Annotated in this window: 8 protein-coding genes and 1 pseudogene; 8 read left to right on the top strand and 1 reads right to left on the bottom strand. The window is 65.4% G+C overall.

The window, feature by feature from the left end:
* Window positions 1-101: 101 nt before the first annotated feature.
* On the bottom strand, window positions 102-1,088 hold the full coding sequence (locus ALC15_RS40445) for an ABC transporter substrate-binding protein (protein WP_050632084.1): 987 nt from the start codon (window positions 1,086-1,088) through the stop codon (window positions 102-104).
* On the opposite strand from ALC15_RS40445, the gene ALC15_RS40440 reads away from it, so the two are divergent.
* The 8 genes and pseudogenes from ALC15_RS40440 to ALC15_RS40405 all read left to right on the top strand — a co-directional run bounded on the left by ALC15_RS40440 (window position 1,087) and on the right by ALC15_RS40405 (window position 8,885).
* Window positions 1,087-1,404, top strand: a complete 318-nt coding sequence (locus tag ALC15_RS40440; RefSeq protein ID WP_128089746.1) for a hypothetical protein — start codon at window positions 1,087-1,089, stop codon at window positions 1,402-1,404. The genes ALC15_RS40445 and ALC15_RS40440 overlap by 2 nt on opposite strands.
* Window positions 1,405-1,560: 156 nt before the next feature.
* A pseudogene (locus ALC15_RS40435) lies at window positions 1,561-2,651 on the top strand (ABC transporter substrate-binding protein).
* Window positions 2,629-3,642 carry an ABC transporter permease gene (locus tag ALC15_RS40430; RefSeq protein ID WP_050632082.1) on the top strand — a complete coding sequence of 338 codons (1,014 nt, stop codon included), beginning with the start codon at window positions 2,629-2,631 and terminating at the stop codon, window positions 3,640-3,642. Before ALC15_RS40435 ends, ALC15_RS40430 begins: the two are co-directional and overlap by 23 nt.
* On the top strand, window positions 3,636-4,433 hold the full coding sequence (locus ALC15_RS40425) for an ABC transporter ATP-binding protein (protein WP_050632081.1): 798 nt from the start codon (window positions 3,636-3,638) through the stop codon (window positions 4,431-4,433). The genes ALC15_RS40430 and ALC15_RS40425 overlap by 7 nt, the downstream gene beginning before the upstream one ends.
* Window positions 4,427-5,599 carry an acyl-CoA dehydrogenase family protein gene (locus tag ALC15_RS40420; protein WP_050632080.1) on the top strand — a complete coding sequence of 391 codons (1,173 nt, stop codon included), beginning with the start codon at window positions 4,427-4,429 and terminating at the stop codon, window positions 5,597-5,599. The genes ALC15_RS40425 and ALC15_RS40420 overlap by 7 nt, the downstream gene beginning before the upstream one ends.
* Before the next feature lie 33 nt (window positions 5,600-5,632).
* Window positions 5,633-6,727 (top strand): LLM class flavin-dependent oxidoreductase, encoded by a 1,095-nt coding sequence (locus ALC15_RS40415; RefSeq protein ID WP_050632079.1) that lies wholly within the window; start codon window positions 5,633-5,635, stop codon window positions 6,725-6,727.
* A complete protein-coding gene (locus ALC15_RS40410) occupies window positions 6,724-7,665 on the top strand; it encodes an ABC transporter substrate-binding protein (RefSeq protein ID WP_050632078.1) in 942 nt (313 codons plus the stop codon). Before ALC15_RS40415 ends, ALC15_RS40410 begins: the two co-directional genes overlap by 4 nt.
* 374 nt (window positions 7,666-8,039) lie before the next feature.
* Window positions 8,040-8,885 carry a CmcJ/NvfI family oxidoreductase gene (locus ALC15_RS40405; protein WP_050632077.1) on the top strand — a complete coding sequence of 282 codons (846 nt, stop codon included), beginning with the start codon at window positions 8,040-8,042 and terminating at the stop codon, window positions 8,883-8,885.
* Window positions 8,886-8,948 lie beyond the last annotated feature (63 nt).

Here is an 8,948-nt window from a genome sequence, read left to right as displayed (position 1 = left end):
GCTGAGCGGGCGGCGGCCTCCCCCGCAAGCGGGAGAGGCGAAGGGAGCCTGCGAACACCAACGTCATACGCGTCCTTTCCAACGGGAGGTGTGCGCGCGGCCTAGTTCGAGCTCGCGCCCGCGGTAAAGCTGCGGTCGACGGCCTTGCCGACATCCAGCGTCTTGCCGAGGATGCCGTAACGCGTGGCGCGATCGGAGGCGGCTTGCACCTCCTTCACCACGGCCTCGTCGATCGCGATCGGGGAGGTCTTCTGCGCTGTGTAGGCGGCGAGCAGCACGTCCTCCGGCAGCTTGGTCAGCTCGGCGGTGCTCCCAGCGTATTCGGCGAGATGGTCGAGCGACCACAGCCGCGCCTTGTTCAGCCGCTGCACCAGGTCCTGCACCGCGGCGCGCTTGGTCGCGATCGCGTTGTCGGAGGCGACGATGAAGGTCACGGTCGGCGTCAGGCCCTCGCCATCGGCAACGACCCGCGCGCCGTCCTTCAACGTCGCATAGGAGACATAGGGCTCCCACACCGCCCAGCCGTCGATCGAACCGGCGAGCAGCGCGATCTTGGCGTCGACCGGGCCGAGCGGGGCGAAGGTCGCGTCCTCGATCCTGTTGCCGGTCTTCTCCAGCGTCGCGTCGATCAGGAACTGGCCCCAACCGCCGCGGGTGCCGGCGAGACGCTTGCCCTTCAGATCGGCCGCCGACTTGATCGACGAATCCGCGCGCACCAGGATCGCCTGGGTCTTCGGATCGGCGCGCGTGCCGCCGATCGCCTTGATCGGCGCACCGGCGGCGTAGACCGAGAGGAACGCAAGATCGCCGGTATAGCCGACGTCGAGCGCGCCGGCATTGAGCGCTTCGAGGATTGGCGCGGCGGCCGGGAATTCCGACCATTCGATCTTGTAGGGCAGGTCCTTGGCGAAGCCGGAAATCTCCAGCAGCGAGCGGTTGCCGCCCTTCTGATCGCCGACCCGCAGCACGACGGCGTCGGCCGCGAAGGCTGCGGCGGATGTCGACAGCATGATCGCCGCCGTGATCAGCGCGGCCGCGGTGCGGCGGGTGAGGGAATAGCGAGAGCCCGAGCGGGCGAGTTTGTGCATGTCCGTTTCTTTCGATTCATTCGCTGCTCGCCGAAAATCGCGGCAGCGTTCGACCAAGTCTATGAGCAAGCGGTTCGCCGTCAACGAAACGGAAATCTGTATTCGTGTGCTGCACGGCAAGGATGATTTCGTCGCGCATGCCGCGCGTAGAACACATCACGCATGCGATCCCAAACCGATCGAATTTGATGCGGTCGCAGTGCTTGCGTCGCGTCTCTGCGCCGTGCCGACAGCGAAAATCCTTTCATCGTCGCGTGATGTGATCGTGGAGAGATCAGCTGCCGCGCCGACCACATTCGAAATTCCATTTCATTGACGCTGAACTTGTCGCGCCGCATCATTTGCACGTTGCTTGAGTGCAATAGCGCCGGAGAAATCCGCTTTTTCTGAACCATGAGCTTCGAACGACGGGGCGTGCAGACGGAGACGTTTTGCGCGCGGGGCGGAGCCTTGCCGAAATGCAGGAGTGAAGATGTCGACCAACAAGAAGACGGTGATGGATCGCCGCACATTGCTGCGTGCGGGCGCCGCCGCGGCGTTTGCCGCGCCGATCGGCGCCTATAGCGCACAGGCCTTCGCGCCGCGCCCGATCACGCCGGCGATCGACTTCTCGGAGTTTCCGATCTGCAAGGCCGTATCCGATGCGCCGCCGCTGTCAGGCACACCGCGCAAGCTGAAGCTGTCCTGGAACGCCGGCGCCGTCTGCCTTGCGCCGCTGCCGGTCGCGATCGACCACGGCTTCTTCCAGAAGCAGAATCTCGACGTCGAGCTGGTCAACTATTCCGGCTCGACCGATCAGCTGCTGGAGGCTATCGCCACCGGCAAGAGCGACGCCGGGCTCGGCATGGCGCTGCGCTGGCTGAAGCCGCTCGAACAGGGGTTTGACGTCAAGATCGCCGCCGGCACCCATGGCGGCTGCATGCGGGTGCTGACCCGCGCGAATTCCGGCATTGGCAAACTCGCCGATCTCAAGGGCAAGATCGTCGCGGTCGGCGACCTCGCAGGTCCTGACAAGAACTTCTTCTCGATCCAGCTCTCCAAGCTCGGCATCGACCCGGTGAGGGATGTCGACTGGCGCGCCTATCCGGGCAACCTGCTCAACGTTGCGGTCGAGAAGGGCGAGGCGCAGGCCTTCCTGTCGTCTGACCCGCTGGCCTATCTCTGGCTCAAGGATACGCAGTACAAGGAGGTCGCCTCCAACCTCGACGGCGAATACCGCGACAAGAGCTGCTGCATCGTCGGCCTGCGCGGCAGCCTGGTACGCGAGGAGCCTCACGTCGCGCGCGCCATCACCCAGGCGCTGCTCGACGCCGCGATGTTCACTTCGCAGAACCCGGACAAGGCGGCGAAATCGTTCCAGCCCTATGCGCCGAAGGCGGCAAGCCTCGCCGATCTCGAGGGGATGGCGCGCTACCACACCCATCACCATCATCCGACCGGCGAGGTGCTGAAGCGCGAGCTCAAGGCTACGCCGACGATCTGAAATCGGTGCAGGTGTTCAAGCAGAGCACGGACACTGCCAAATTCGCGGAGCGGATCTATGTCGACGTATTCAGTGTCTGACACGGCGGCCGCTGCGCCGCGCGCCACAGTCACGTTCGCGGATCTCTCCGGCAGCTACGGCGTCGGGCTTGCGGCGAGCCTCGCCTGGCTGGCCTTCGGCCTGTCGTGCCTGTATTGGCCCGATGTCGGCGACTGGTCGCGGACCGGATCGCTCGGCATCGGCGCCATCGTCATCGCCGCCTTCATCCTGTTCGGCACGCTCAGCGCGGACTATCTCGGCAGCGCCGGGCAGGCGCTGCGCAAGCGCGCGCCGTGGCTGGTGGCGTTCGGCGCCGTCGTCACGCTGTGGGAGGTCGCCACTGCGAAGTTCGCCTGGCTGCCGCTGCCGTTCTTCCCGCCGCCGCAGGCGATCCTCGAAGTCTATACCGACGATCTGCCAAAGCTGCTCGACAGCGTGCTCGCCTCGATCAAGCTGCAACTCGGCGGCTACATCATCGGCGCGACCGTCGGCTTCGTCACCGGCGTCTCGATCGGCTGGTCGCAGAGGATCGGCTATTGGGTGCATCCGGTGCTGCGCTTCATCGGCCCGCTGCCGGCCACCGCCTGGCTGCCGATCGCCTTCTTCACCTTCCCGTCGAGCTGGAGCGCCTCGACCTTCCTGATCGCGCTGGCCACCGGCTTCCCGGTAACGGTGTTGACCTGGTCGGGCGTCGCCAGCGTCAGCAGCGCCTATTACGACGTCGCGCGCACGCTCGGCGCCAAGCCGTCGTTCCTGGTGCTGAAGGTCGCGATCCCCGCCGCGCTGCCGCATGTGTTCGTCGGCCTGTTCATGGGACTTGGTTCATCCTTCGCCGTGCTCGTCGTCGCCGAGATGATCGGCGTCAAGGCCGGGCTCGGCTGGTACCTGCAATGGGCGCAGGGCTGGGCGGCCTATTCCAACATGTATGCGGCGTTGATCGTGATGTCGCTGCTCTGCTCCGGTGCGATCACGCTGCTGTTCCGCACCCGTGACCGCCTGCTGGTCTGGCAGAAGGGTGTCGTCAAATGGTAGTGCTAACAGCTGCTGAGGCGATCACCTATCCCGCCGTGGGTGCCGAGCTCGACATCGAAGGCGTCAGCCACGCCTTCGACATCGACGGCGCTGTTCTGCCGGTGCTCGACAATGTGAGCCTTTCGATCGCGCCCGGCGAGTTCGTCGCGCTGCTCGGCCCGTCCGGCTGCGGCAAGTCGACCTTGCTGCGGCTGGTGGCCGGGCTTGAGAAGCCGCGCGCCGGCTCGCTACGGGAAGACGAAGCCCGCATCACCGGCCCGCATCCGTCGCGCGTCGTCGTGTTCCAGGATCCGACGCTGTTTCCGTGGCGTACGGTCTGGGACAATGTCGCGCTCGGGCTGGAGGCGCAGGGTATCCTGAAGGCGCAGCGGCACCGCGTCGATGAGGTCATCGAACTGGTCGGCCTGTCTTCGTTCCGCAACGCCTATCCGCATCAACTCTCCGGCGGTATGGCGCAGCGGGTGGCGTTGGCGCGGGCGCTGGTCAACGATCCGAAGATCCTGGTGCTCGACGAGCCGCTCGGCAAGCTCGACTCGCTGACGCGGATCGCCATGCAGTCCGAGCTTGTGGCGCTGTGGCAGCGCAAGGGTTTTACCACGCTGCTGGTCACGCATGACGTCGAGGAGGCGCTGGTGCTTGCCAACCGCGTCATCGTGCTCTCCGATCGGCCGGCGCGGATCAAGGCCGACATCGCGGTCGCCCGGCCATACCCGCGGCATCGCGGCGATCCCTATCTCGCGGAGCTGCGCAAGCAGATCCTCGGCCTGCTCGGACTGGAGGCGACTTGGTGACGACGGCGGCGAGGGAGCTGTCGCAGGCGAACGAGCCGGAACACATTGCGCGTGCGCTGCGGCTCGCCGATGTGTTTGCCGGCCGCGCCGCGGCACATGACCGTGACGCGAGCTTTCCGTTCGAGAATTTCGCCGATCTATCGCGCGAAGGCCTGCTGGCGCTGACCGTGCCCGCGGCGCTCGGCGGAGGCGGGGCGGGCGCGCGCGACGCCACGCGCGTGCTCGGCATCATCGGCAAGGCCGATCCGTCGACCGCGCTGGTGCTGTCGATGCATTACATCCAGCATCTGGTGATGGCGCGCAGCACGCGCTGGCCTACCCGGCTCTCGCGCAAGCTTGCCAAGGAGACGGTCGAGGGCGTCGCGCTGATCAACGCGCTGCGGGTCGAGCCCGAGCTCGGCTCACCCGCGCGCGGCGGCCTGCCAGCGACTATTGCGCGCCGCACCGAAACCGGCTGGCGGCTGACCGGCCGCAAGATCTATTCGACCGGGGCCCCGATCCTGAAATGGTATGCGGTCTGGGCGAAGACCGACGAGCAGGACGCCCGCGTGGGACAGTTTCTGGTTCCGGCCGGATTGCCGGGAACGCGGATCGAGCAAACCTGGGATCATCTCGGCCTGCGCGCCAGCGGCAGCCACACCGCGATCTTCGACGACGTGGTGTTTCCGCTGGACTACGAGATCGACGTGCGCAAGCCCGACGACTGGAAGGTTCCCGACGTCACCCAGGCGAGCGTGCATGCGATCTTCGTGGCCGCGATCTATGACGGCATTGCTCGTGCCGCCCGCGACTGGCTGGTCAAATTCCTTAAGGAGCGGGTGCCCGCCAACCTCGGCGCGCCGCTTGCGACATTGCCGCGGATGCAGGAGGTGGTCGGCGGCATCGAGACGCGGCTTGCGGTGAATGCGCGGCTGATCGACAGCTTTGCTTGCGATTTCGATAATGGCTTTCCGCTTTCCACGATCGAGTCTAACATCATCAAGCTGACGGTGACCAATAACGCCGCGGCAGTGGTGGAGGGTGCCTTTTCGCTGACCAGCAATCACGGCCTGTCGCGAACCAATCCCCTGGAGCGGCATTACCGCGACGTGCTGTGCGGTCGCGTCCATACCCCGCAAGACGATTCCACCCGTGTCTCCGCCGGACGCTTCGCGCTGGGTGTCTGAAAACAACAGCCAACAACAACGGAGTTATCAGCCATGCCGGTCGAGTTCATCGGCTTCATCACCAACAACAATGCCTCCGAGACCATCGTCCGGTCAGGCCCGGTGCTCGATCCGCCCTATATCGAGACGGTCGCCAAGGCGCATGAACTGGCCGGCTTCGACCGCGCGCTGCTGGCGTTCCATTCGACGACTCCCGATGCGTTGCAGGTCGCGCAGCATGTGCTGACGATCACCAAACAGCTGAAGGTGATGATCGCGCAGCGCCCGGGCTTCACCGCGCCGACGCTCTTGGCGCGCCAGCTCGCGACGCTGGATCAGTTCTATGGCGGCCGGGTCTCGCTGCACGTCATCACCGGCGGCAACGCTATCGAGCTGCGCCAGGACGGCAACACGCTCGACGACAAGGACGAGCGTTACGCGCGCACCAGCGAATTCCTCGACGTGGTGCGGCTGGAATGGACCAGCGAGAAGCCGTTCAACTACAGCGGCAAGTATTACAACGTCGAGAACGGCTTCTCGCAGGTGAAGCCGTTGCAGAAGGGCGGCATCTACACCTTCGTTGGCGGCGGCTCGGACGCTGCGGTCGAGGTCGCCGGCAAGCACGCCGATACGTTCGCGCTGTGGGGTGAATCTTACGCCCAGGTGCGCGACGTCACCGCGCGGGTGCGCGCGGCCGCGGCGAAGCATGGCCGGCCGACACCGCGCTTCAGCCTGTCGGTGCGGCCGATCCTGGCCGACACCGAGGAGAAGGCGTGGGCGAAGGCGGAGCATATCCTCGAACGCGCCACCGCGCTGCAGGACCAGACCGGTTATCGCCGTCCCAACCACGCGACCGACGGCGCCAAGCGGCTCCTCGCGTTGGCCGATCAAGGCACCCGGATCGACAAGCGGCTGTGGACCGAAATTGCAAAGCTCACCGGCGCCAACAGCAACACGACGGCGCTGGTCGGTACGCCCGAGCAGGTCGCAGAGGTGTTTGCCGATTATTACGATCTCGGTGTCAGCCATTTCCTGATCCGCGGCTTCGATCCCCTGGTCGACGCCATCGATTACGGCCGCGAGCTGATCCCGCTGACCCGCAAGCTGATCGCCGCGCGCGATCAGCAGCGAGGGATCGCGGCCGAATGATCCGTCTCATCGTCGCGGCGGCGCTTGCGCTCGCCGCTATTGATGTCGCTGCCGCGCAGACCACGTTGCGCGTCGGCGACCAGAAGGGCAATTCGCAGGCCGTGATGGAAGCGGCCGGCGTCTTGAAGGATGTCCCCTACAAGATCGAATGGAAGGAGTTCGCCGCTGCGGCGCCGCTGCTGGAAGCGCTCGGGGCGGGCGCGATCGACACCGGCCTGGTCGGCGACGCGCCGTTCACCTTCGCGGCCGCCGCCAACGTTCCGGTCAAGGCGATCGCCGCGGTCCGGCAGTCCGGTGAGGGGCTTGCCATCGTGGTGCCGGAGAATTCCGCTATCAAGAGTTTTGACGATCTGCGCGGCAAGAAGATCGCGACCGGCCGCGGCTCGATCGGCCATCAGCTGATCCTGGCGGCGCTGGAATCCAGGGGCTGGAAGGCCAGCGACGTGCAGATCGTGTTCCTCGCGCCGTCGGACGCCAAGATCGCCTACACGCAGGGCTCAGTCGACGCCTGGTCGACCTGGGAGCCTTACGTCAGCCAGGAAGAGGTGCTGTTCAAGTCGCGCCGCGTCATCACCGCCGACGGCATCACGCCGGGCCTCGGCTTCCAGGTCGCAACGCCGGATGCGATCAAGGCCAAGCGCGCCGAGCTCGAGGACTTCGTGCGCCGGCTTGCCGCCGCGCGCGCATGGTCGCAGAGCAATGTCGAGGGCTATGCTGCGACCTGGGGCAGGCTGATGAACATCCCGCCGGCGGTGCCGCTGAACTGGCTGAGGCGAGCCAGGATCCGCATCGCGGCGATCGATGACAGCGTGGTGGCCGACGAGCAGAAAACCATCGACCTCTACGACCGCTGCGGTCTGATCCGGCAGAAGATCAACGCTGCCGATATTGTCGACCGGTCGTTTGCCGCTGCAGTGGAGAAGGGTGCGGGGCTGTAGAGCGCGACGGCATAGGTGATAGGCGCTGCAAATGCACCATCAGCGTCGTCCTGGCGAAAGCCAGGACCCATTACCCCAATCGTCTGTTTTCTGGACGACGCTGGGGCCGCTATCCCGTTCATCATCAAATTCGGTGGTCATGGGTCCTGGCTTGCGCCAGGACGACGGGCGCAGAGAGGACGCGCCAATATTCATCACGCTAACGAATCCGTGATCACCAAAATATCCATTCGTCCCATGGCAGCCGCACGGCAAGGATTTTCCTCACGTCGTACATTCCGGAACAGCAACGTTGCTATTTTCGTCATCCCCTTGCCGCGCCCTCCCGCGCCGCCAACATCAAAAGCACGAACAATCGAGTCCGGGAGATCACCATGGGCCTTCAAGAAACTCGCATCGAGTCGCTGCCGTTTGTGACCGCTGAACTGAATTACCTCGCGCCGACGCCGGGCAAGCCCCGGACCTACGCTTTCGATCCGCCGCCGGGCGAACCCAAATCCACTGCGCTGCCCGAACCCCACAACGTTCCGATCTTCGACGGACGCCTGATCGCAGACGGTTTCTCGCTCGACCGCGAGGGCTTTGCGCTGGTCAAGCATCCGACCTTCGTCAAGGACTATTACGACGACAACGAAGTCCGCAACGTCTACTACCCGGCTGTCGAGGCCTTCCTGAAGGCAACGCTGAAGGCGGATCGCGTCTTTATCTTCGACCACACCGTGCGCAAGCGGGTCGAGGGCGCGGCTGACATCCGCGGCGGCGGACCGCGCCAGCCGGCGACCCGTGTCCATGTCGACCAGACCGCCATCTCCGGCCGCAACCGCGTGTTCGAGCATCTGCCCGCCGAAGCCGAGCAGCTCGTCAAAGGCCGTGTGCAGGTGATCAATTTGTGGCGTCCGATCCGCGGCCCCTTGCGCGATTCACCGCTCGCGATGGCCGACGGCACCACGATCGCGCCGGAGGATCTCATTGCTTCGGATTTGATCTACCCGAACCGCAGCGGCGAGACCTATTCGGTGAAGTACAATCCGAACCATCGCTGGTTCTACATTCCCGAGATGACGCCGGACGAGGCGATCCTGCTGAAGTGCTATGACTCGGCGACCGACGGCCGGACGCGGTTTGGCCCGCATACGGCGTTTGTCGACCCGACCACGCCGGCCGACGCCGCGCCGCGCGAGAGTATCGAGCTGCGCACGCTGGTGTTTCACAAGCAGTAGTCACAACTGAGCTAGCCGCGAAATCGGTGCGCTCCCTCTCCCGCTTGCGGGGGAGGGTTGGGG

It is taken from the genome of Bradyrhizobium viridifuturi, from assembly GCF_001238275.1.
In the GTDB taxonomy this organism is placed as follows: Bacteria; Pseudomonadota; Alphaproteobacteria; order Rhizobiales; family Xanthobacteraceae; genus Bradyrhizobium; species Bradyrhizobium viridifuturi.
The sequence above is the reverse complement of the archived record's forward strand: the minus strand, read 5'-3'. Positions and strand labels throughout refer to the sequence as shown.